Raw genomic sequence first — 21,305 nt, forward strand, 5'->3', positions numbered from 1 at the left:
CGCCGCGGTCCTGGCCGTACCGCGAAGGTTTACGAGCGAGACTTCGCTACCGCCGTCGTTGTAGTCAAGAATCAAACCGCCGCCGAATGTTCTCCCGATCTTCCGTCACCTAGTTTCTGATCATCGGACAGGTCTGGGGAGCGGGGTCGCAATGGTCGTGGTGCTCGGTGGCAGGGGGCGATTAGGGCGCGCGGTGGCACAGGGTACGGCGGTGCTCGCCGTGCTGGCCTGCGTGGTCGCCGGCGAGGCCGAGGCGGCGGCCGCGGCCACCGGCCCACTACCGGGTAGCACGACGTCCCAGGTCGCCGCGCCCGCTGATGGCGCGGTGACCGAGACCGAGGCATCCGAGCAGGCCCGCTCGTCGGGCCGCCCGGTGGAGGTGCTGTCGCAGCGGGGCGAGCACCACACGGTCAGGGTCCTGCCCAACGGCCGGTTCGAGGTGACCGAACACCTGCGGCCGGTGCGTACGCGCCGCGACGGGCAGTGGGCCGACATCGACACCTCGCTGCGCCGTGAGGGCTCCGGCCTCGTCCCGGCCGCGACGGCCGTCGGGCTGCGGTTGTCGGGCGGCGGGCAGGAACCGCTGGTACGGATGTCGCGCGCGGGCCGCGAGCTGTCCCTGTCGTGGCCGGGCACGCTGCCCGAACCCGTCATCGACGGCGACACCGCCGTCTACCAGGGCGTTCTCGGCACCGACGTCGATCTCCGCGTACGTGCGCTGCCCGACGGCTTCTCCCACACCCTCGTGATCAGGACCGCGGCGGCGGCCAGGGATCCGCGGCTGGCCCAGCTGGCGTTCACCCTGGGGACCGATCGGCTGTCCGTGGACAGGGACGCCGCCGGTGTGCTGCGGGCCAGGGACGGCACGACCGGCGAGGCGGTGTTCGAGGCCCCGTCCCCGGTCATGTGGGACTCCTCGCGGCCCGCCGCCCGGGGGCTGACAGCGCAGGCGCAGACGCAGGACTTGAGCAAGGGGCCGGGGGAGGGTTCGCGGACCGCCAAGGTGCGGGTCGGCCTGGGCGGGCGGCAGCTCGCGCTCACTCCGGACCAGGAGCTGCTGACCTCGCCGAACACCACGTTCCCCGTCTACATCGATCCGGTGTGGCAGACCAGCGCCGCCTACTACTGGGGAATGGTGTCCTCGGGCTATCCGGATGAGAACTATCCGAAGTTCAACGGCAACGCCACGGAGGGTGTGGGCCGCTGCGAGGTCGCCAAGGACGGCCGGTGCGTCAAGAACCAGACCAAGCGGATCTTCTACCGGATGAAGCTGCCCTCCATCAAGGGCAAGTACATCGAGTCGGCCGAGTTCGTGGCCTACGAGACCGCGGCTTACGACTGCCACAACGCCACGTCGGTGCAGCTGTGGCGGGCCAGCGCGCTGACCTCCGGGGCGACGTGGAACAACACGAAGAACGACTGGCTGGAGCATCTGACCTCGCGCGACGTCGCCTACTGCTCGCGGGCGCCGGTCGAGTTCGGCGGGTCCAAGCTGCGTGCCCACGTGCAGAGCGCGGTGAACAAGGGGTACTCGACCATCACCTTCGGGCTCAGGGCCTACAGCGAGAGTTCGATGTCCTGGTGGAAGCGCTTCGCCGATGACGCCTACCTGCGCATCCAGTACAACGGGCCGCCGCATCAGCCCAACAACGGATCGATGTTCGCCAGCCCCGGCACCAAGTGCGTGGACAGGGGAGAGGCGCAGTGGGTCAACGATCTGTCCACCGTGTACGCCTACCTGAGTGACCCGGACACCGAGGACTCCAAGAAGGTACAGGGCCAGTTCACCCTGCACTGGGCCGACAAGGCCGACGGCTCGGACTGGGGCGCCAAGTGGACCGCGCCGCTGACGCCGGCGCTGACCTCGGGCAGCAGGCACCAGATCAAGCTGCCGTCCACCATCCCCCAGAAGAAGCTCATCGGATGGGGCGTACGCGCCTGGGACGGCGTGCAATGGGGCCCGTGGAGCTACGACGGCGCGCAGACCGGCTGCTACTTCTACTACGACCCCTCGGTGCCGGCCGCGCCTGTGGTGTCCTCCGCCGAATACCCGGGTGACCAGAGCTGGCACGGCGGTGTCGGCGACCAGGGCACCTTCACGATCAGCGATCCGGCCAAGGCCGCGGCCCGCTACGAGCTGAAGCTCAATGGCGCCCTCCTCACCACCGTCACCACGACCAACGGCGCGGCCCGCCAGGTCGCCGTGGCACCGAGCCGCTCGGGACCCAATCTGCTGACCGTGCAGGCGTTCACGCAGGCCGCCCAGAACAGCGCGCCGACGACGTACGAGTTCTGGGCCCGCGCGGGCGCGGACGCGGCGGCCAGGTTCACGCTGGACGAGGCAGCCGGCGCGACCAGCGTGACCGGACAGAGCGCCGGCACGCCCGCGTACGTCCGCGGCGGTGCCACGCTGGGCGGCGCGGGCCAGGCGGGAACGGCGCTCACCCTCGACGGGACCAGCGGCCACGCCGAGACGAACCTGCCGGTGTTGCGCACCGGGGAGAGTTTCACCGTCTCCGCCTGGGTCAGGCCGACCGCTTACGGCATGGTCAACGCACTCGCTCAGGACGGGGCGCACCAGAGCGGCTTCCAGCTCGGCATCGACCCGTCCGGGATGCCGGAGTTCAAGATGCCCAGCACCGACACCGCCGGGGACGGCGGCGGCGTGTGGCACTCGGCCAAGGCGGGCACCGCCCTGCCGCTGGGCTCGTGGTCGCATGTCACCGGCGTCTACGACCAGCCCTCCGCCCAGCTGCGCCTGTACGTGGGCGGGCAGCTCGCGGGGACGGCGAGCGGCGTGAGCGCCTGGCAGGCCGCGGGCGCGCTGCAGATCGGGCGCAGCAAGTACAACGACGCCCAGGTCAACCAGTGGGCGGGCGGCATCGACGAGGTCAGGCTGTTCCAGCGGGCGCTGACGGACCAGGAGGCCGGGCAGCTCGCGGCGGGCGCCGCGCCGGCGGGCGAGGTCGCGTACTGGCCGATGGACGAGCAAACGGGAGCCGGCCGCGTGTACAGCGCCGCCTCGCCCGTCCAGGCCGCGCTGTCGGGCGGCGGCATGCTCGGCCAGGACGGCCAGGACGGTACGGCGCTGCGCCTGGACGGCGTCACCGGCCACGCCGCCACGGCCGGTCCCGTCGTGGACACCACCCAGAGCTTCGCGGTGTCGGCGTGGGTCCGGCTGGAGACCGGCCGGCTCGACCAGCACTATTCGGTCGTCTCCCAGGACGGCGTGCGCAAGAGCGGGTTCTACCTCAAGTACGAGGGCGGCATCAAGAAGTGGGTGTTCGGCAAGGCCAAGACCGACACCGATGAGAGCGGCTGGTACCAGGCGGTCTCCAACGTCACCCCGGCCGTGAACGCCTGGACCCACCTGGTCGGCGTCTACGACGCGGTCACTCGCAGGTTGCGGATCTATGTCAACGGCGAGCAGGGCACCGACAGCGGCCCGCTGGACCTGGTCTGGCACGCCGGCGGACCCTTGCAGATCGGCCGCAGCAAGTGGCTGGGCGCCTACGTGGACCAGTGGCCTGGCCTGATCGACGACGTGCGCGTCTACGACCGGTCGCTTGGCGCGGTCGAGGCCGAGGAGCTCGTCACCCAGCACCCGGTGGTGAAGGGACGCTGGAAGCTCAACTCGGGAGGCGCGGGCGAACCGGCCGGCGCCCAGAACCTCACCCTGGCCGGCGGCGCCGTCATCGACCCCGGCTCGGGCTTCCGGTACGTCTCCAGCGCCGGGCTGCTGCTCAACGGCACCACGGCCTACGCCGAGACGGCCGCGCCGCCCGTACGGACCGATGACAGCTTCACCGTGGCGGGCTGGGTGCGCAACATGGGTCGCCCGCAGACCGCGAGGACCGTCTTCTCGCAGGCAGGGGCGAACGCCAACGCCTTCGCCCTGCGCTACGTCCCCGACCCGGCCGACCCCGAGGCCGGGGGCTGGCAGATCCAGATGCGCAACGCCGACTCCACCGCGGCCTCCGCGCTGCGCCAGGCCGGACATTCGGCCTTCAGCGAGTGGGACTGGGACCACGTCGCGCTCGTCTACGACGCGCTGCGCGACCGGATGAGCCTGTACGTCAACGGTCAGCTGGAGGAGACCTCGCTCGGCGTCTCCCAGGAGGACCAGGTGTTCGGGTTCGCCGCCGCCAACGGCGGGTTGCAGGTGGGCCGCAGCAGGTTCGGCGGCGAGTTCTGGCCCGACGCCATCGACGACGTGTGGGCCTACCAGGGCGCGCTCACCCAGGAGCAGGTCCAGATGCTGGCCACCGGCGGCGAGCTGGACACCGCCTCGGGACCCTGATCCCTCATCGGCCGCCCGCGCCCCGTGCGAGGGGGCCGGGCCGTACCCCTTGTCGTGTCCTGGCCCCCCGTGGAGGTCGTGATGATGGTGAGACTGAAGCGCGCGGCACTGCGCGGGACCGTGCTGGGCACGGCGGTGGCGTGCCTGGCAGGGATGGTGCCCGGCGTCCCGGCTCTGGCGGAGCCTGAACCGGTCAACACGGAAAGACCGAGGACCGCTCGTACCGAACGGCCGGTCAAGGGCAAGCGGCTGGCGGCGCTGCCGCGCCCTGCCGACCCTGCCGTACGTCCCGGGCCGGCGCCGCGGGCGGACTGGCCGTCGGCCGGCACCGCCGAGGTCGGCGTGCCTGAGGCGGGCCGGGCAGTGCGCGCGGGCGACCTGCCGGTATGGATCCTCCCGGCGGGCGGAGCGAGCGCGCCGCGCGCGGCGGACAAGGTGCGCGTGTCGGTGCTCGACCGGCCCGCCGCGGTCAGGGCGGGGCTCGACGGCCTCGTGCTCAGCGTGAACCCGGCTGATGCCGCTCCCCGGCGGATCGGTCGGGAGCCCGGCAGAGTCGGGGTGCGGATCGACTACTCCTCCTTCGCGCAGTCGTACGGCGGCGCGTACGGCAGCAGGCTGCGTCTTGTGCGCCTGCCGGGATGTGTGCTGACGACCCCGGACGCCCCGGGATGTCGCACGCCCACGCCCTTACCAGCCGCCAACGACGGCGCGGCCCGCACCCTGACCGCCGAGGTCGACGCCTCGGCCGGCACCGTGCTCATGGCCGCCGCCGGGGAGTCGGGCTCGCAGGGCGACTACAAGGCCAGCTCGCTGACGCCGTCGGCCACCTGGGAGGCCGGGGGCAACGCGGGGGAGTTCACCTGGACGTACCCGATGCGGGTGCCGCCGGTGCCGGGCGACCTGAAGCCGGAGGTGGCGCTGTCGTACTCCTCGGGCAGCGTGGACGGGCGGACCGGCAACACCAACGGCCAGCCGTCCTGGGTGGGCCAGGGCTTCGAGCTGTCGCCCGGCTTCATCGAGCGCCGGTCGAAGTCGTGTGAGGACGACGGCGCGCCCAAGGACTCCTGGGGCAACTACCCGGGCGACCAGTGCTGGGGATACGACAACGCCACCGTCTCCTGGAACGGCAAGGCCGGCGAGCTCATCAAGGCCGCGGACGGGGCCTGGCGGCTCAAGAACGACGACGGGACGAAGTTCGAGAAGCTCACCGGCGCGACCAACGGCGACAACGACGGTGAGTACTGGCGGGTCACCGGCACCGACGGCGTGCAGTACTTCTTCGGCCGCAACCGGCTGCCCGGTTGGAGCGACGGCCGGCCGGAGACCGCCTCGGCCTGGACGGTGCCGGTGTTCGGCGACGACGAAGACGAACCCTGCCACAAATCCTCCTTCGCCGACTCCTGGTGCCAGCAGGCCTACCGCTGGAACCTCGACTACGTCGTGGACCGCGACGGCAACGCCATCACCTACACCTACGCCAAGGAGACCAACCACTACGGGCGCAACCTCAAGGCCGCCGACGAGACTCCCTACACCCGCGGCGGGTACCTCACGACCATCTCGTACGGGCTGCGCTCCGACGCCCTGTTCGCCGCCGCGCCGGCCAGGGTGGTCTTCGACACCGCCGAACGCTGCCTGCCCGACGCCTCCTTCGACTGCGCCCCCTCCAAGATCGGCGACCACCCGCAGCGCTGGTGGGACGTGCCGTGGGACCTCCACTGCGACTCCGGCCAGGAGTGCAAGGACGACCACGGGGCGGTGGCGCCCACGTTCTGGTCGCGTAAGCGGCTGGCGAAGGTCACCACTCAGGTGATCAAAGGTGACGGCTCGGATCATCGCGACGTGGAGTCCTGGTCCCTGGAGCACGGGTGGGGCCTGGCGGACGTGGAGCGGGACCTGCTGCTGTCCTCGATCCAGCACGCCGGGCACGCCGCGTCGGACGGGGCGGGCCCGGTGACGCTGCCCAAAGTGACCTTCCAGCACGTGCAGCTGCCCAACCGGCTGGACAAGTCGGGCGACGACATCCTCGCCTACGTCCGCTACCGCGTGGGCGCGATCTATGACGAGTCCGGCGGTCAGATCGACGTGCGCTACAGCGATGCGGACTGCACGCTCGACGCGTTGCCGACGCCGCAGACCAACACCAAGCGTTGCTTCCCGGTCATCTGGCAACCGCCGGGCCGGGAGGACCCCATCACCGACTGGTTCCACAAGTACGTCGTCACCAGCGTGACCCAGGTGGACCGTACCGGGCTGGCTCCGAACATGGCCACCAGGTATGAGTACCTGGGCGGGGCGGCCTGGCACTTCGACGACGACGACGGGCTCACCAAGGACAAGCACAAGACCTGGTCCCAATGGCGCGGCTACGGCCAGGTCAGGACCCTCACCGGCGACTTCGCCGCCCCCGCCGCCCAGGCCGACGCGTTCTACCTGCGCGGCATGGACGGCGACCGGCTCAACAAGTCGGGCGGCGAGAAGTCGGTGAAGGTCTCCGACGGCGAGGGCGGCACGTACACCGACCACGAGGCGCTGGCCGGGTTCGAGCTGCGCACGGTCCAGTACACCGGCCCAGGAGGGCAGGTCCACTCCAAGTCCGTCAAGACGCCGTGGCGGATGCAGACCGCCTCACGGACCCGCTCCTGGGGCACGGTCACGGCCAACATCGTCAACACCGACGTCACGCGTACCTGGACGGCCAAGGACGGCGGCGGCTGGATCGAGACCAGAACCGACACCGACTACGCCGGGTCCGGCCCCGGCGCCGGCCGCAGCACGGCCGTCAGCGACCTCGGCGACGTCACCACCGACGCCGACGACAAGTGCACCCGCACCAGCTACGCCGACAACGCCGCCGCCCACATGGTGACCTTCCCCTCCCGTGTCGAGACCGTCGCCGTGGCCTGCACCGCCACCCCTGACCGGTCCCGCCAGGTCATCTCCGACACGCGCACCTACTACGACGGCGGCGCCTACGGGGCCGCCCCGAGCCGGGGCAACGTGACCAAGACCGAGTCGCTGGCCTCCCACGACGGCACGACGGCCACGTACGTCACCGACAAGCAGACGACCTACGACTCCTACGGCCGTACCACGGTGGTCAAGGACGCGCTCGGGCAGGCCGCCACCACCGCGTACACCGACACGCGCGGCCTGACGACCAAGGTCGCCAAGACACCTCCCACGGTGCCGGGCACCACCCCGCTGACCACCACCGAGGAGCTGGATCCCGCCTGGGGCCAGCCGACCGCCACGATCGACGATGCCAACAGGCTGCGCACCGACCTCGTCTACGACGGGCTGGGACGGCTCAGCAAGGTCTGGCAGCCCAACCGCTCCAAGGCCTCCGGCCAGAAGCCCAACTTCGCCTTCGGCTACCGCATGGAGGACAAGAAGATCGTCGCCATCACCACGACCGAACTGAGCGCCACGGGCGCGGAACGCGTCGCGGAGATCGAGCTGCTGGACGGCTGGCTGCGCTCCCGGCAGACGCAGGTGCCCGGCCAGGACGGGCGGGTGATCACCGACACCTTCTACGACGAGCGCGGCCAGGTGATCAAAAGCTACTCACCGTACCCGGCCTCGGGAGCGCCCGAGCCCGAGCTGTTCGGCATCCTGACCCCCGGCAACGTCGAGGCGCAGACCCGGACCGAGTACGACGGGCTCGGCCGCAAGACCGCCGAGATCCTGATGGTGGGCAACGGCTCCCAGCCGGAACAGGAGAAATGGCGGACCGTCACCAGCTATGGCGGCGGCAACCGCGTCTCGGTCACCCCGCCGGCGGGCGGTATCCCCACGACCGAGATCACCGACGCCCGTGGCAAGGTCGTGGAGCGCCGCCAGTATCACGGCCCCGCGCCGACCGGCGCCTACGACGTCACCCGCTACACCTACACGCCCGCGGGGGAGCAGGCGAGCGTGACCGGGCCGGACGGAGCCGTCTGGACCACCACGTACGACCAGCGCGGCCGCAAGATCAATACCGTCGATCCGGACAAGGGTACGACCACCTTCACCTACGACGACCTCGACAGGGAGACCTCGGTCACCGACGCGCGCGGCAAGAAGGTCTTCACCTCCTACGACGTGCAGGGCCGCAAGACCGTCACCCGCGAAGGCTCGCCGACCGGCCCCGCGCTCACCTCCTTCACCTACGACACCGCTCCTTTCGGCAAGGGCAAGCTCGCCACCTCCACCCGGCACACCTCCGCCGGTGACTACACCACCGAGATCCGCCACTACGACCAGCTCGGACGCGCCGACACCACCGCCGTCGTCGTCCCGGCCGCCGAGGGGGCGCTGGCGGGGACGTACGTCTTCACCACCTCCTTCGGCCTGGACGAGACCATCACCGGCCGGAGCCTGCCCGCCGCAGGGGGCCTGCCCGCCGAATCCCTCGTGACCACCTACGACGCCTACCTGCGACCCACCCGCCTGACCAGCAACCTGGGCACGTACGTGGCCGCCACCGACTACACCCCCACCGGCAAGCCGCTGCTGTTCGAGCTCGGCGTCACCGGCAAGCGCGTCTGGCAGACCTTCACCTACGAGTGGGGCACCCAGCGCCTGCTCACCGCTCGTACCCTGCGCGAGAACCAGAACGGCGCCGACCGCGACGCCACCTACCGCTACGACGACGCCGGCCAGGTCACGGCGATCGCCGACGCCTCCAGGCACGGCACGGACAACCAGTGCTTCGCCTACGACCACCTGCAGCGCCTGACCGAGGCTTGGACCGAGGGCGACGTCTCCTGCGAGGCCGCGCCCGCCACCGCCGTGCTCGGCGGCCCGGCCCCTTACTGGCAGTCCTTCACCTACGACGCGGCCAGCAACCGAGCCTCGGAGACCCGGCACGGGATCGGCGGCGCGGCGGACACCGTCCGCACCTACACCTACGCGTCGCCGGGCCGGGGCCACCACCTCGACCGCGTGACGCAGACCGGAGGCGCCGGCGCTCGCACCGACACCTACACCTACGACGCGACCGGCAACACCCTCACCCGCTCGGTCGGCGGCACCACCCAGACCCTCGACTGGGACGCCACGGGTGCGCTCACCGGGATCGCCGAAGGCGGCAAGAGCACCGGCTTCGTCTACGACGCCGAAGGCAACCGCCTGCTGCGCAAGGACCCGGGCGGCACCACCCTCTACCTGCCCGACACCGAGCTGCGGCTGAACACCGGCGCCACCGCCCCCGTCGCCACCCGCTACTACCAGCACGGAGACGAGACCGTCGCCATGCGTACCGCCGCGGGCGTCTCTTACCTTACGGTCGACCATCAGGACACCGCCCAGCTCGCCGTGGACGCCGCGACCCAGCAGACCACCGTGCGCCGCTTCACCCCGTTCGGCGGCGAGCGTGGTGACGCGGCGTCCTGGCCTGGGGAGAAGGGCTTCGTCGGCGGCACCAAGGACCCCACGGGGCTCACCCACCTCGGCGCCCGCCTGTACGACCCGGACACCGGCCGGTTCATCTCCGTCGACCCGATCTTCAACGCCGACCATCCGCAGAGCTGGAACGGCTACGTCTACGCCAACAACACCCCCATCACCCAGAGCGACCCCTCCGGCCTCGACGGGCCACTGCGGGGCAACACCCAGTGCTACTACTCCGGCAAGAACTGCGGCGGCGGAGGCTCCTCGCTGTGCAAGGCGCTGCCGTTCCTCTGCCAGATACTCAACCCGCCGCGGCCGAAGATCCCCAAGAAGGTGCGCAACGCGCTCGGCCCGATCGGCTGCGGGATCCTCTACTCCTGCTCCGGCGGCAGGAGCGGGGGAGGCGGCGGGTACCGTCCCGCGCCCCGGGCCAGGATGGTGCCCCTGCTGCGCCCGGTCCAGCCGTACGAGACCCCGTCCGGCTACGGCTCGATCTTCGTGGGCAACGTCTCCCCCCAGCGGTTCACCTACTGGGGATGGGGCGCCCTCGGCTTCGGATTCGCCGGTGCCATCCTCGACGGCGGCAAGCGGATCCCGATGCTGAACAACCTCGATGAACTGGCCGAACTCCGGAGGATGCAGTTCGCGGCCGAACTCGGCGCGATCAAGAACGGCGGTAATCACCGCTACTGGTCCGCCTACTACAAAGCATCCATGCGGATGTCCATGAAGGAGGCCGCGGCCAAGAGCGCGCGCCTGGCCAAGCTCAGCGCGCGAGCCAACATCGCGGGAGCGGTGGTAGCGGGAGTCGACAACGGTATCTCGCAATGGAAGGAGGACGCGGGCATGGGCACCGGGATGCGCGTGGCCCGTACCGCCATCCGGGGAGGCTTCACAGCCGGCGGCGCGCTGGCGGGCGGGGCCCTCGGCAGCGCGGTGTGCGGTCCCGCCTGCGGCGCCGTCGGCGGGTACCTCGGAGCGGCGGCGGGCGGGTCGGCAGGTGCGTTCGTCGCCCGCCAGCTCCCGAAAATCAGGAAATGGTTCGGCTGACCGCCCATGTCACGCCGATGTGTGCGGCCCGGGTTCGATGCGCGCCCTAAGAGGCGCTGCGGATGATCCGGGCCGCGGTGACGCCGCCGTCCTGGAGACCTCGGTCGGCGAGCGGTTCGCCGTACTCGCCGTTCTCGATCAGTGCGTTGAGGGCTTTCGTGATCGCGTCGCTTGGTGCGGGTTCGGTGCTGTTGACGGCCATGACGAGGGGGACGCGCCCATCGAGAGGCTCATGCCGCAGAGGTCGGCTTTGGAGCGGATGCGCTGAGCGCTGGTTCTGCTCGCTGCGCTGGTTATGAGGAGTCCAGCATCCATGGAGTAGGGCGCGCTAATGGGCTGCTCTCGGGTCAGCGGGGCCTTTCCAGGCGGTGGGCAGTTCGTACGTCCAGCCGGGTCGCCATGCGAAGGGGCGATCCACCACGTCGGCCAGGGGTACGCCGGTCAAAAGGTGTTGGAGGGCCCAGCGGTTGGCTGAATGGGCGATCACCAGCACCTTTTTGCCGTCCCAGTTCTCGGCCAGGTCGATGAGGAATTCTTTCGTCAGTTCGACCACGTCCTGGTAGCTCTGGCCGCCGGGCCACGGGTGCTCGATGTGCCGGGCGCGGTTTCCCTCCAATCGGCTTACCGGCATGCCGTCGAGTTCGCCGTAATGGCATTCGCGCAGGCGGGGGTCCTGGAGGAGAGGGACGCCCGAGTCCTCGAAGGCGATCTGCGCGGTCTGTACGGCGCGGCGCAGGTCGGAGCTGAAGACCACGTCGAGGCCGTCGTGGCGGCGCCGTTCGCCCAGCTCGGCGGCCAGAGCCTTGCCGCGCTCCGACAGCTCGCCGGGCAGCCAGCCGCTCGCGATGCCCGCCTCGTTGTGGGTGCTGATCGAGTGCGTCTCGTAGATGAGGACGACTGCCATCGATGCTCCTCGGACGTCGGGGTGATTTTCAGACGAGCGGGCGGTCCAGCCGCAGTCTCTCACTTCAGGGCTAAGCGGATGAGAGTATCCACTTGCGGGGTTGGCGTGAGGCGTACTCGAAGGCTGAACGGCCAGAAAGAGCAATCATGGATCTCGAACTGGCGGCAGCGCGCCCCCGGAGGTGCTCGAAGATCCCTTCGGCGGCTCGGCGGAGGTATGGGCGAGCGGGGTCGCGTCGTCGGGAGTCCGGGTGAACGTCGTCACTCCCTCCGGCACGCGTACGCCGCTGCTCACCGGCGCGGACGGGTTCGGCGCCGATCTGGCGGCGTTTGCCCGGTGCGGTCGGCGCCAACTGGCTGGTGGACGGGGGCGCGCTCAAGACCCCGTGAGCAGGTCCGCCCGGAGCTCGTCGAACCATTCCGCGCCCAGCCGCCGCCCGTCCGGAAGCTGGTCGTCGCGGTCCCAGCGCCACGTGATGATCATCGCCAGGACCAGGAGGCGGCACTGGCGCAGCACCTCCCGATCGGCCCCCGGGTAATGCCCATGGACGTCCACGGGGGCGTGGGCGAGGTCGAACTCCACGGGACCCCGGCAGCACGTCTCGAAGTCGATGAAGACCAGGCCGTTCTTCGTGGTGAGCACGTTGCCGGGATGCGGTTCGCCGTGCAGGAGCTGGTCGGGGCCGCCGCGTTCGAGGATCGTGCGGGTCGTGCTCGCCAGCGTCCGGATCAGGAGCTCGCGGTCGGCGTCGGGGAGTTCGGGGGTGAGGTCGCGGTCGGTGAGGAGGCGGCGGGCCTGCTCGGCCCGGTCGGTGAAGTGCTGGGCCGGTACGTCGAGCGCGCGCAGGCCTGCGTGCAGCCGGTGGAGTGCCTCGGCGTAGTCGGCCGGCGGGGGCTCCTCGGCGACCGGCTCGTAGTAGGTCCACAACGTGACCACGTAGCCGTCGTGCTCGTAGGCGCGCGGCTCCACCCTGGGGTCGAGCGCGGCCACGGGGGAGCCGGTCAGCCGCCGGGCGAGCTCGACTTCGAGGTCGGCCACCTGCTGGGTGGCGGGGGCCACGCGGGCCAGCACGTCGCAGGGCAGCAGGCGCAGGATGACCTTGTTCGAGTTCTGCAGGATGATCGCGTCGTCGTCGGCGGCCAGGCCGAGCGATGAGGCGATCGCTCTGGCCGCGGCGGTCGCCCGCCGTACCTCTGCTTCCTGCATCCGCGCCTTCTTTCTTCCGTACGGGCTGAGCACCGTACCAGCGGCGTGGATATCCGCTCGCGTGATTTTTCGGCCATGGAACAAGCGTTCGCATGCTTAGTCGGAACTCCGCCCTGGCGGCCGTCCTCACCCTTGCCATGGCGGGTTGCGGGACGCTGCCCCCGCGCGAGACCCCGCAGCTAGCGGACGTAGGCGATGGGGCCGCCGGCGTTCGACGGGAGGCGGGTGCCGAGGAGAAGGTCGGCGAGGGTCTGGTCCTCCAGTGGGCCTGTCCTGATCATGTTCGTCGGTTCGTCCAGGTCGGTGAGGTAGCCGGCGAGTCTTGCGTCGAAGCGGTGGCGGATGCGGGTGCCGAAGATGCGTCGGCTCTCCCAATCGTCGAGGCCCGTCAGTACGGCGACGACGAAGCCGCCGAGGGTGATCGGGAGGATGCCGGCTCGCGAGATGTTCTTCGGGTCGCCCGTCCACCAGCCGCGCAGGGCCTCTAGCAGGTGCTCGGGTGCCAGGTCGGCGTGGAAGCCGATGTAGGGGCGGTCCTGGTCCTTGACCGGTTGTGCCACGCCGACGCGCAGGACGGGCATCGTGTCCTCGTCCTTCGGCAGGACCTCGTGGAGCGGGGCGGTGGGGCGGGTGCTCAGGCGTTCGGCCACGTGCCGCGGGATGAGGCGGGTGCGGCCGTGTCGGCGGGATGGGGGGAGGAGGCCGGCGGCGGTGATCTTCTTCAGGGCGTCATAGGAGAGGCCGTAGTGGTCGGCGGCTTCGGTCAGGGTGATGAGGGACATGTCGGGCTTTCGGGGTTGCTGCTTGAGGGACGTGCGCAGTTGATCAAAAGCCGGTGAAGGTTGTCCAGGGTGGCGGTTCGGGGGGCAGACTGGGGCGCGTACGAGAAAGTTGTGAAAAATCCGGCGAAGAGGAGCTGTCATGCCCCTGTCCACGGCTCGTATCACCACCTCAGACCCCGACCGTCACCTCGCCCAGATCGTCGAGCGGCTCAAGCCGGACGCTCAGGTGACCGGGCCGGGGCGGGCGAAGGTGACGCTGGCCGGGGGCGGTTGTTCGGTGCTGGCGGCGGGGGATGAGGTGCTGGTGATCGCGGCTGCGGCGGACGCCGGCGGGTTGGCGAGCGTTCAGGAGGAGGTCGGGCGGCAGTTTCTCGCGGCGCGAGACGTGCAGGCGGGTGACGTACAGACGGGAGATGGCGAGCGGGTGGTGTGGGCGGAGGCCGTCTCCGGGGAGCAGGTCGAGTTGGTTTCGCCCATCGTTGAGGATTATCTGCTTGCCCACTGCACCCCGGCCGACGAGGTGCTGCGTGAGCTGGCGGCCACCACGCGGGAGGTGACCGGGCGGTCGGCGGGGATGCAGGTGTCGGCCGATGAGGGTGCGCTGCTGGGCATGCTGGCCCGGATGGTGGGGGCGCGGCGGGCGATCGAGGTCGGAGTGTTCACGGGGTACTCGTCGCTGTGCATCGCCCGCGCGCTCCCGGCCGACGGGAAGCTGATCGCCTGTGACGTGAGCACCGAGTGGACGGACATCGCCAGGCCGTTCTGGGAGCGGGCGGGCGTGGCCGATCGCATCGAGCTCAGGATCGGGCCCGCCGTGGACACGTTGCGCGCGCTGCCCGACGAGCCCGCCTTCGACTTCGCCTTCGTGGACGCCGACAAACCCGGCTACCCGGCCTACTACGAGGAGATCGTCCCGAGGCTGCGGCCCGGCGGGCTGCTGGTGCTGGACAACGTGTTCCTCGGCGGCCGGGTGCTGGATCCGGCGTTCCAGGGGGCGGCGCAGGTGGCGATGCGCCAGGTCAACGACGCGATCGCCCGGGACGAGCGGCTCGACTCCGTGATGTTGCCGGTGCGGGACGGCGTCACCCTGGCCCGCAAACGCTGACCCGCCGGCTACAGGTCGCCCAGCTCGCCGAGCGGGGTGGTCCAGTAGCGGGTGTCGTCGGCCGGTACGCCGTCTCCGACCGCGATGTGCAGGATGTCGTTGAACGTCCGGAACGCCGCGTCGTCACCCGGCTTCATCTCGCACCGATGGATGCGGTGATACCAGTATTTCTGCTCCGCCTCGATCCGCGGGAGCAACTCGGCGCGGGTGAGCGCGCGGGCCTCCTCTATCGTGAGCCGCTTGAAGCTCGGCATGAACTCATTGTGACGTGAGCCGCCCGCGACGTGAAGGGAATCGCTAGCCCCGTACGGCACACAGCAGCCGGTTGTCGCCCCGCTGCCACAACGTGCCGACCTCGCTGAACCCGGCCTCGCGCAGCGCCCCCACATGCTGCGACAGCAGGCGGGACTCCGAGCCGTGATGGTCGGCGCCGGCGGTGGTGCGCTCGCGGTTGAGCTCGGCGAGGTCGGGGTCGGCGGCGACGGCGTCCCACCAGCTGCGCCAGTCCTCGGGACGGTCGGCGCCGAACGTGCGCTCGGTCTCGAGGTCGTGCACCGCGTGCTCAAGGCGGGAGAGCGCGGGCGTGGCGTCGTCGGTGTCGAGGTGGTCGCCGTTGAGCAGCAGCCCGCCGGGCCGCAGGACGGTGGCCAGCTCCGCGTAGACGCCCTTGAGGTCGGGTTCGGAGATCCAGTGCAGCGCGGTGGTGCTGACCGCCGCGTCGGCGGGGCCGTCGAGGCCGAGCAGGCCGGTCCACCCGCTCGTACGCAGATCCGCGGAAACGAACGTGAGCTGCGGGTACGCGGCCCGCCCCAGCCCGATGAGCAGCGGGTCGGCGTCCACGGAGATCACCCTGGCCTGGGGCAGCCGTTCGAGCAGCCGGACGGACAGGGAGCCGGGGCCGCAGCCGAGGTCGATGACCACGGGGTCGGGCCGGCCGAGCGCCTGCACGGCGTCGATCAGCGCGGTGAAGCGCTCCTCGCGGTCGGGCAGGTAGCCCTCCTGCTGGCGATCCCAGCGCGCGAGCCAACGGAGTGCGGCATCGTGAGTCAGCACGAACGTTCTCCCTGTAACTGTCGTTTAAGCTTTGGACAGTCACAACGTACGGCATGAAAGTGTAACCGGTCAATTGGATTACAACAGTCACACAGATGCGGTGGTCAGGGTGGCGATGGCCCTAGTCAACGCGCTGACTCCCGGTGAGCAGCGCGGCCGGGCCCTTCCTGCGCCTGCCGACATGGGCGCCGCCGCCACCGCTGCCCTGCGTACCGTCTATCCCTCCTACCGCGAGGTCACCCCGGCGGAGGGCGCCGAGCTGGCCGAGGTCGCGCGACGCCTGCGCACCGTCTTCACCGCCGTCGCGGACGGCGACCTCGACCGCGCGGCCGAGCAGGTGAACGTGCTGCTCGCCGAGACCGACGCCAGGCCCCGCCTCGAACGGCACGACGGCGAGCCCTGGCACCTGCACTTTCACGGTCCGGGCGGCACCATGGCCGGCGACTGGGCGGCCGGCTGCGCGACGGGCCTCGCGGTCGTGCTGGGCAGCGAGTTCAGCGACCGGCTCGGCGTCTGTACGGCCCCGCACTGCGACCGCGTCTACGTGGACGTCTCCCGCAACGGCACCCGCCGCTTCTGCTCGACCGCCTGCCAGAATCGGGTGAAAACGGCCGCCTTCCGAGCCCGTACGAGAGGCTGACATGCGAGTTCGCCCAGCCACCGCAGAAGACGCCGTCAGGGACGCGGTCATCGGTGGGCTCGCGGTCCGTGAGCTGCGGTATCGGTGCGCGTTCAGGTGAGGTGCCTGATGGGGGCGCCGTCCAGGAAGGCGTCGATGTCCTCGACCGCCTCCCTGAAGTAGGTGCCGTAGTCGGGCTCGGTCGCATCGCTCGCTTGCTGACGTGCGACCTTGCGAGCAGTGGCGATCCGTTGGCGAGCCACCTCGGCCTGTTTTGCTACTTCGAGTAGTAAACTGAGCGCGTGAGCATGCCAGAGCGAGACTTTCCCCCGGGAGACGGCCCGGCCGCCAAGGTCAGTGTGTCCCTGAGGGCGGGCAACATCCGCGCTGTCCGAGAGCGAGTCGGCGCGCGCGGGTTCTCCGCCTACGTAGATGCCGCTGTGGAGCGTCAGATCGAGCGGGATCTCCTGGAGGAGGCCCTGCAGGCGAACGAGGCCGCTGCTGGGCCGATCCCGCAATCCTTGCGTGATGAGGCGGCGGAGTTGTTCCGGCGCGTGAAGTCGGCGCCCGAACTGCAGGAGGAGGACGGATGGCGCGCGCACGAAGCCGGTTGAGCGCCGGCACCGTCGTTCTCGATGGCGAAGGGCTCGTGAAGTGGTGCGAGGCCGACCAGCGGGTGACGGCGTTCGTACAGGAGGCGCAGGACAACGATTTTCGGGTTGTGGTCAGCGCCATGACACCGATCGAGGCGCAAGATGTTCGGGTCAAAAGCGAGCGTCTCAGGTGGTATCTGTCCCGGTTGAAGATCGAGCCGGTGACCGAGGATATCTCCGGGCGAGCGATCGAGCTTCTCCGGGATGCCCGTTTGCACGGTCACAAGTACGCCATCGACGCTGTGGTAGCGGCCACCGCGATGCGTTCGCTGCGCCCTGCCGTCGTCCTGACCTCCGACGAGGACGACATGAGAAAATTGTGCGGTAAAGCAGTGCAGGTGGTCGCTGTCTAGACTGCTCCAGGGCCGGGCGGTCCGGTTCTACGAGCGGATGGGCTGGCGGCGGGACGGCGCCGTCAAGGACGCGGTCATCGGCGGGCTCGCGGTCCGTGAGCTGCGGTATCGGTGCGCGTTCAGGTGAGGTGCCTGATGGGGGCGCCGTCCAGGAAGGCGTCGATGTCCTCGACCGCCTCCCTGAAGTAGGTGCCGTAGTTGAGCTCCGTCACATAGCCCAGGTGCGGGGTCGCCAGGACGTTCGGCAGCGTACGGAACTCGTGCCCCTCCGGCAGCGGCTCCACGTCGTACACGTCGAGCCCGGCCCCGGCGATGCGCCCTTCGCGCAGGGCGGCGGCCAGCGCGTCCTGGTCGACGATCGCCGCCCGCGAGGTGTTGATGAGGTAGGCGGTCGGCTTCATCAGGTCCAGCTCGCGCGCCCCGAGCAGCCCCCTGGTGCGGTCGGAGAGCACGAGGTGGAGGGAGACGACGTCGGAGGAGGCCAGCAGCGCGTCGAGGTCGGGGGCCAGGCGGGCGCCGCACTCGGCGGCGCGTTCCTTGGTCAGGTTGCGGCTCCAGGCCACGACGTCCATGCCGAACGCCCGCCCGACGGCGGCCACCCGCGACCCGATGCGGCCGAGCCCGAGCAGCCCGAGCGTGCGGCCGTGCAGGTCGGCGCCGACGGTCTGCTGCCAGGGGCCGCCGGTGCGCAGGGCGGTGGCCTCGGGCAGCAGGTGGCGGGCGAGGCCGAGGATCAGCGCCCAGGTCAGCTCGACGGTGGGGGTGGAGCTCGCACCGGTGCCGCAGACGGTGACGCCGTTGTCGCGGGCGGCGGCGAGGTCGATGGAGGCGTTGCGCATGCCGGTGGTGACGAGCAGGCGCAGGTTGGGCAGCCGGGCGAACACTTCAGCGGTGAACGGCGTGCGCTCGCGCATCGCGACGATGATCTCGCAGTCGTGGACGGCGGTGACGAGGTCGTCGAGGCCGGCGAAGTGGTCGCGGTAGCTCCTGGCCGACACCCGTGACCAGTCGGCCAGCCCGAGTGCGACGTCCTGGTAGTCGTCGAGTACGGCGCAGCGCAGCATGACCAGAAATGCTACGCCCCCTGCTCCAGCTCCCCGGGGGGCGGCCCCGGGGAGCTGGAGCCCGTTCTAGTCGGCGGCCAGCCGCTCCGCCTCTTCGTGCAGCGCCAGGATCAGGAGCAGCTCAAGCTGGAGCCGCTGCAAGTCGGGCGCCGCGAGACCGTCCAAGGCGTGCATTTCGGGCCTCCTTGACTATGAGACGCCCCAAACGCCACAACGGTTCACCCCGATTCATCGATTTCTCGCTGGTTTCTCCCGCCCGCTTGTGAAACATGAGTGGGTGGCGGTGGCGAGCGGGTGCCTGCGCGTAAATCTCAGGCCACGCCCGACAATCCAGACATGCGGTCGCGTTCGACCTGGACGCGCAGGATGTCCTGGCGTTCCTCGTTGATTCTGCGGCAGAGCACCAGGTATGCCTTCAGCACCTGGCGGTATCGGGCGTGCGCCTGTTCGAGCTGGTCCTCCAGGAGGAGGGCGCGCTCGGTGTCGCCGTGCTGCCGGGCTTCGGCCACCAGGGCGCGTGCCTCGTCCACGATCTCCTCCGCGCGCACCCGCGTACGCCGCAGCAGGACGGCGCATTCGTAGAGTTCCGTCAGCCGTGCCGAGGAAACGATGAACTCCGCCGTGTGGACGGCCGAGCCGTTCGCGGTGTCGCCGCGCAGATCCGATCCCATTACCCGCCACCTCCGAGTCAAGGTTGCCTAACTGTAGACGCGCGACGCCCGGTCGCGGATCACCTGCGGCCTGCGGTGGTGGCGGAATGCACCCGGCGGGGAGGGATTCTTCTCCCGGGAGGGAAATCCACACCCCTGAAACTCATTCGGTGCTGCATGAATGAACTATTTGGCCAGTGTGCGCGGGCTTATTGGCCGAATGCCGTGATTCTCCGTTCTTAGCAAAAGCAGGGATGGAGAACACGCGATCGGCCCGCGCGGACGCCCGCACTCGTCACATACTGAAGCGGGATGACGACGCGACGTGAACTCTTGGAGTGGTGGCGATGCCGGGGACAGGCAGCGATGACGACGCCCTCGACGTCAGCGTCGTCATCCCCGTGCACAACTGCCGGCCCTACCTCGACCGCTGCCTGACCTCCGCGCTCGTCCAGCGGGTGAAGAAGGAGATCGTGGTGGTGGACGACGGCTCCACCGACGGCAGCGGCGAGCTGCTCGACCTCTACGCCTCCTACCATCCCGGCGTCGTCAAGGTGATCCACATCGAGGGCAGCGGCGGCGCGGGCCGCCCGCGCAACGTCGGCATCGAGCACGCCGCCGGCCGTTACGTCTTCTTCTGCGACGCCGACGACTACCTCGGCCCCGAGGCGCTGGAACGCATGGTGTCGGTGGCCGACGCCAACGGCTCCGACATCGTGCTCGGCCGCATCGTCGGCCACGGGAGGCGGGCGCCGGTGTCGATGTTCCAGCAGAACGCCGACCGGGTCAGCCTCGGCGACAGCCCGGTCTACAACAGCCTGAGCTGCTTCAAGCTGTTCAGGAGAGAGCTGCTCGAACGCCACCGCATCAGGTTCGGCGAGGGCATGCTCGTGGGGGAGGACATCCTCTTCAGCGTGCACGCCTACTGCCACGCGGGGCCGATCTCCATCGTGGCCGACTACGACTGCTACCACCTGGTCTCGCGGCCCGACGGCAGCAGCATCATGCAGCAGTCGGGCAGCAGGGACCCGCTCGCCTGGCTGGCGATGATCAAAGAGCCGATCCGGCTCATGGCCAGGCACGTCGAGCCGGGCCCGCTGCGCGACCACCTGCTGCGCCGGCACTTCAGGCTCGACGTGTTCACCCAGCTCGGGACCGTGTTCCTGGAGAGCGACGACGTCCGGCGCAAGGAGATCGCCCGCGAGGTCGCCGCGCTGTGCGACGAGTGGTACACCCCGGGCGTGCACGAGCGGCTCAACACCATTGACCGGCAGCGCGCCGACGCGCTCGGCGACATCGACCGCCTCGTACGCCTGGCCCGCATCGAGAGCGCCACCGTGCGCCGCAGGCTGACCGGGCTGCGCTGGGAGGGCGACCGCCTGGTGGTGACCGGCGCGGCCAGGCTGGACGGCATCACCAGGGACGACGGCCTGACCGTGGTGCTGCGCGCCCGCCACGACCCCGGCACCGAGCTGGTGCTGCCGGTCGAGCGCAAGGGCGGCGAGTTCACCGTGCGGCTCGACGTGGGCGCGCTCGGCTCCGGCGTCTGGGACCTGCGGGTGGCGGTCGAGATCGAGGGCGTGATCCGGCTGGGCAGGCTCGGCGCCGACCGCGTGAGCGACCTCGGCAGGCCCCGGCCCAGGCTGGTCGGCGGCGTCGTGGTGCTGCCCTACTTCACCAGGGACAACGGCAACCTGAGCATCGACGTGGGCGGGCACGTGGTGGCGGTGCCCGGCGCGGCCACGCTCATCAGGACGCGCTGGGCGCTCGGCCACCGGCTGCTGATCGACGGCGAGGTCACGGTGGCGGGCACCGCCCCGCAGGCGGCGGCCATCAGGCGGATCGTGTGGCGGGAGCGGCGCAGCGGGTGCGAGCGGGCCGAGCGGGTGGTGCCGCTGCCCGGTGGCGGGTTCGCGGCCCGTCCCGCGGTGGGGCGGCTGGCGCCGGGGACCTGGGACGCGTACCTGGAGCTCGATCTGGGTGGGCCGCCCGCGCGGTTCAGGATCGAGACGGGCGCCACCGCCGTGGCGGCTCCGCGGCGGTGGTGGGGCGCGGCGCTGATGCGGAGTGTGCGGCCGTACGCGACGTCGGGCAAGGGGCGGCTGAGCGCGGTCGTCAAGCGTCTGACTGCGGAAACTCTCGTGAAAAGAATCCTGCGCTAATTGCCATCTATATGCAGGTGCAAGACGA

Annotated in this window: 16 protein-coding genes; 7 read left to right on the forward strand and 9 right to left on the reverse strand. The window is 70.4% G+C overall.

What is annotated here, in order from left to right:
* Nucleotides 1-193: 193 nt before the first annotated feature.
* Nucleotides 194-4,300: a LamG-like jellyroll fold domain-containing protein gene (locus tag AB0K12_RS00595; protein ID WP_364554618.1), complete on the forward strand. Its 4,107-nt coding sequence runs from the start codon at nucleotides 194-196 to the stop codon at nucleotides 4,298-4,300.
* Between the two features lie 81 nt (nucleotides 4,301-4,381).
* Nucleotides 4,382-10,726, forward strand: a complete 6,345-nt coding sequence (locus tag AB0K12_RS00600; RefSeq protein WP_364554619.1) for an RHS repeat-associated core domain-containing protein — start codon at nucleotides 4,382-4,384, stop codon at nucleotides 10,724-10,726.
* Nucleotides 10,727-10,772: 46 nt separating this feature from the next.
* Here the strand turns inward: AB0K12_RS00600 and AB0K12_RS00605 are convergent, their stop codons facing one another.
* The 4 genes from AB0K12_RS00605 to AB0K12_RS00620 form a co-directional block, all read right to left on the reverse strand.
* On the reverse strand, nucleotides 10,773-10,928 hold the full coding sequence (locus tag AB0K12_RS00605; RefSeq protein ID WP_364554621.1) for a hypothetical protein: 156 nt from the start codon (nucleotides 10,926-10,928) through the stop codon (nucleotides 10,773-10,775).
* A 126-nt stretch (nucleotides 10,929-11,054) separates the two neighbouring features.
* Nucleotides 11,055-11,630 carry a histidine phosphatase family protein gene (locus AB0K12_RS00610; protein WP_364554623.1) on the reverse strand — a complete coding sequence of 192 codons (576 nt, stop codon included), beginning with the start codon at nucleotides 11,628-11,630 and terminating at the stop codon, nucleotides 11,055-11,057.
* A 375-nt stretch (nucleotides 11,631-12,005) separates the two neighbouring features.
* Complete coding sequence (locus AB0K12_RS00615) at nucleotides 12,006-12,836, reverse strand: aminoglycoside phosphotransferase family protein (RefSeq protein ID WP_364554624.1); 831 nt, start codon at nucleotides 12,834-12,836, stop codon at nucleotides 12,006-12,008.
* A 179-nt stretch (nucleotides 12,837-13,015) separates the two neighbouring features.
* The gene (locus AB0K12_RS00620; RefSeq protein WP_364554626.1) at nucleotides 13,016-13,618 is read right to left on the reverse strand and encodes a hypothetical protein; all 603 of its coding nucleotides are present in this window, start codon (nucleotides 13,616-13,618) and stop codon (nucleotides 13,016-13,018) included.
* 139 nt (nucleotides 13,619-13,757) lie between these two features.
* On the opposite strand from AB0K12_RS00620, the gene AB0K12_RS00625 reads away from it, so the two are divergent.
* Nucleotides 13,758-14,723 carry a class I SAM-dependent methyltransferase gene (locus AB0K12_RS00625; protein ID WP_364554627.1) on the forward strand — a complete coding sequence of 322 codons (966 nt, stop codon included), beginning with the start codon at nucleotides 13,758-13,760 and terminating at the stop codon, nucleotides 14,721-14,723.
* 8 nt (nucleotides 14,724-14,731) lie between these two features.
* Here AB0K12_RS00625 and AB0K12_RS00630 read toward each other — a convergent pair whose 3' ends face one another.
* Nucleotides 14,732-14,977 (reverse strand): hypothetical protein, encoded by a 246-nt coding sequence (locus tag AB0K12_RS00630; RefSeq protein ID WP_364554629.1) that lies wholly within the window; start codon nucleotides 14,975-14,977, stop codon nucleotides 14,732-14,734.
* 43 nt (nucleotides 14,978-15,020) lie between these two features.
* Entirely contained in the window at nucleotides 15,021-15,776 is a 756-nt protein-coding gene (locus AB0K12_RS00635; RefSeq protein WP_364554631.1) for a class I SAM-dependent methyltransferase, read from the reverse strand.
* Nucleotides 15,777-15,891: 115 nt separating this feature from the next.
* On the opposite strand from AB0K12_RS00635, the gene AB0K12_RS00640 reads away from it, so the two are divergent.
* Nucleotides 15,892-16,416 carry a CGNR zinc finger domain-containing protein gene (locus AB0K12_RS00640; RefSeq protein ID WP_364555726.1) on the forward strand — a complete coding sequence of 175 codons (525 nt, stop codon included), beginning with the start codon at nucleotides 15,892-15,894 and terminating at the stop codon, nucleotides 16,414-16,416.
* 92 nt (nucleotides 16,417-16,508) lie between these two features.
* On the opposite strand, the gene AB0K12_RS00645 is transcribed toward AB0K12_RS00640, so the two are convergent.
* Nucleotides 16,509-16,658 carry a hypothetical protein gene (locus tag AB0K12_RS00645; protein ID WP_364554633.1) on the reverse strand — a complete coding sequence of 50 codons (150 nt, stop codon included), beginning with the start codon at nucleotides 16,656-16,658 and terminating at the stop codon, nucleotides 16,509-16,511.
* A gap of 45 nt (nucleotides 16,659-16,703) precedes the next feature.
* On the opposite strand from AB0K12_RS00645, the gene AB0K12_RS00650 reads away from it, so the two are divergent.
* Together AB0K12_RS00650 and AB0K12_RS00655 are read left to right on the forward strand one after the other, a co-directional pair.
* Entirely contained in the window at nucleotides 16,704-17,009 is a 306-nt protein-coding gene (locus tag AB0K12_RS00650; RefSeq protein WP_364555728.1) for a hypothetical protein, read from the forward strand.
* Nucleotides 16,985-17,401, forward strand: coding sequence for a PIN domain-containing protein (locus AB0K12_RS00655; protein ID WP_364554635.1), 417 nt, complete (start codon nucleotides 16,985-16,987; stop codon nucleotides 17,399-17,401). Before AB0K12_RS00650 ends, AB0K12_RS00655 begins: the two co-directional genes overlap by 25 nt.
* A 119-nt stretch (nucleotides 17,402-17,520) precedes the next feature.
* On the opposite strand, the gene AB0K12_RS00660 is transcribed toward AB0K12_RS00655, so the two are convergent.
* Both AB0K12_RS00660 and AB0K12_RS00665 read right to left on the reverse strand, forming a co-directional pair.
* Entirely contained in the window at nucleotides 17,521-18,465 is a 945-nt protein-coding gene (locus AB0K12_RS00660) for a D-2-hydroxyacid dehydrogenase family protein (RefSeq protein ID WP_364554637.1), read from the reverse strand.
* 311 nt (nucleotides 18,466-18,776) lie between these two features.
* The gene (locus tag AB0K12_RS00665; protein ID WP_345395476.1) at nucleotides 18,777-19,136 is read right to left on the reverse strand and encodes a hypothetical protein; all 360 of its coding nucleotides are present in this window, start codon (nucleotides 19,134-19,136) and stop codon (nucleotides 18,777-18,779) included.
* Nucleotides 19,137-19,462: 326 nt separating this feature from the next.
* On the opposite strand from AB0K12_RS00665, the gene AB0K12_RS00670 reads away from it, so the two are divergent.
* Entirely contained in the window at nucleotides 19,463-21,277 is a 1,815-nt protein-coding gene (locus AB0K12_RS00670; RefSeq protein ID WP_364554640.1) for a glycosyltransferase family 2 protein, read from the forward strand.
* Nucleotides 21,278-21,305: the final 28 nt, after the last annotated feature.

It is taken from the genome of Nonomuraea sp. NPDC049419, from assembly GCF_040676995.1.
In the GTDB taxonomy this organism is placed as follows: Bacteria; Actinomycetota; Actinomycetes; order Streptosporangiales; family Streptosporangiaceae; genus Nonomuraea; species Nonomuraea salmonea.

Excerpts from the sequence above, each read along its gene's own strand:
- AB0K12_RS00600 (WP_364554619.1), top strand. The coding sequence starts at position 4,382 with ATGATGGTGAGACTGAAGCGCGCGGCACTGCGCGGGACCGTGCTGGGC.
- AB0K12_RS00605 (WP_364554621.1), bottom strand. The coding sequence starts at position 10,928 with ATGGCCGTCAACAGCACCGAACCCGCACCAAGCGACGCGATCACGAAA.
- AB0K12_RS00610 (WP_364554623.1), bottom strand. The coding sequence starts at position 11,630 with ATGGCAGTCGTCCTCATCTACGAGACGCACTCGATCAGCACCCACAAC.
- AB0K12_RS00615 (WP_364554624.1), bottom strand. The coding sequence starts at position 12,836 with ATGCAGGAAGCAGAGGTACGGCGGGCGACCGCCGCGGCCAGAGCGATC.
- AB0K12_RS00620 (WP_364554626.1), bottom strand. The coding sequence starts at position 13,618 with ATGTCCCTCATCACCCTGACCGAAGCCGCCGACCACTACGGCCTCTCC.
- AB0K12_RS00625 (WP_364554627.1), top strand. The coding sequence starts at position 13,758 with ATGCCCCTGTCCACGGCTCGTATCACCACCTCAGACCCCGACCGTCAC.
- AB0K12_RS00630 (WP_364554629.1), bottom strand. The coding sequence starts at position 14,977 with ATGCCGAGCTTCAAGCGGCTCACGATAGAGGAGGCCCGCGCGCTCACC.
- AB0K12_RS00640 (WP_364555726.1), top strand. The coding sequence starts at position 15,892 with ATGGCCCTAGTCAACGCGCTGACTCCCGGTGAGCAGCGCGGCCGGGCC.
- AB0K12_RS00650 (WP_364555728.1), top strand. The coding sequence starts at position 16,704 with ATGCCAGAGCGAGACTTTCCCCCGGGAGACGGCCCGGCCGCCAAGGTC.
- AB0K12_RS00655 (WP_364554635.1), top strand. The coding sequence starts at position 16,985 with ATGGCGCGCGCACGAAGCCGGTTGAGCGCCGGCACCGTCGTTCTCGAT.
- AB0K12_RS00660 (WP_364554637.1), bottom strand. The coding sequence starts at position 18,465 with ATGCTGCGCTGCGCCGTACTCGACGACTACCAGGACGTCGCACTCGGG.
- AB0K12_RS00665 (WP_345395476.1), bottom strand. The coding sequence starts at position 19,136 with ATGGGATCGGATCTGCGCGGCGACACCGCGAACGGCTCGGCCGTCCAC.
- AB0K12_RS00670 (WP_364554640.1), top strand. The coding sequence starts at position 19,463 with ATGCCGGGGACAGGCAGCGATGACGACGCCCTCGACGTCAGCGTCGTC.